The sequence below is a fragment of the Thalassobacillus sp. C254 genome (genome assembly GCF_001310615.1).
This window is the reverse complement of the sequence record NZ_BAXQ01000072.1, coordinates 1-1,010: the sequence shown is the minus strand read 5'-3', so window position 1 is coordinate 1,010 and position 1,010 is coordinate 1. Positions and strand designations below refer to the sequence as shown.

1 pseudogene is annotated in these 1,010 nt (G+C 43.6%); it reads right to left on the bottom strand.

Features of this window, described 5'->3' with window-relative positions:
• Positions 1 to 1,010, bottom strand: a pseudogene (locus JCM19033_RS21685) (transposase); the annotation flags it as partial.

The following is a 1,010-nucleotide window of genomic DNA, read 5'->3' as shown; positions in this document are numbered from 1 at the left end:
GGTCTCCTGGTCAAAGATCCAGTTACTTACGTTGAATGGGTTGTTCCTATATGCTTTTTCTTCTCTTTGCGATACATGCCGTATGTGATGAGTGGGGTTCGCTGACGATTGTTAAACACGTCTTCATAATTCTGTTCACTTCCATAACCCGCATCAGCCACGATATAAGATGGCAAAGAGAAAAAATCTTCCTCAATTGTGTCCAAAAAAGGGATGAACGTCCGGGTATCAGTAGGGTTTGGAAAGATATCGTAAGCAAGAGCGTACTGGCCTTCGGTTGCAATCTGCAGATTATACCCGGCTTTTAGTTGCCCATTCTTCATATAGTCGTCTTTCATCCGCATAAAGGTGGCATCATGATCCGTCTTTGAGTAACTGTTTCGCTCTCCCAGGATCGCAAGGTCCTGCTTATACTTATGTTTGCGTAAAACAAAATCCTTAAACTGCTTACGATATTGTTTGGGTGTTTTTCGTTCTGATCGAAGCTGCTTGCGCTCTTTCGTATCTGTCGATTCTTCAATTCGCTTATCATAATCTTCAACGGTTTCCTCAAGCTCTTGTATGACCTCTTCGAGCTCTTCATAAGATAATTCCTCGAGATGATCCCGTTCGATGGCAGGAATGATATCCTGGTTTAGCAGCTCCTCATAAAGCTGATTCGACTTTTCCACTAAGCCGGCGCTATACCTTTCAACGGATTTACGCCAGACAAAAGTAAATTTATTCGCGTTTGCCTCCACCTTCGTACCATCAATGAAGATTGCCTCATCATCAATCAGCTTTTCTTCAACAAGTTGGCACCTAAATTGAACGAAGCAATGTCGCAATAATTCCTGAGATTCAGGATGAACCCGGAAGCGATTGATCGTACGATAACTTGGTTCGTATCCCTGAGCCAGCCACATCATACGGACACTGTCTTTCAAAAGCCCTTCGATCTTTCTTCCTGAGAAAGTGGATTGTGTGTAGGCGCACAGGATCAGCTTCATCATCATTCTTGGATGGTAGGC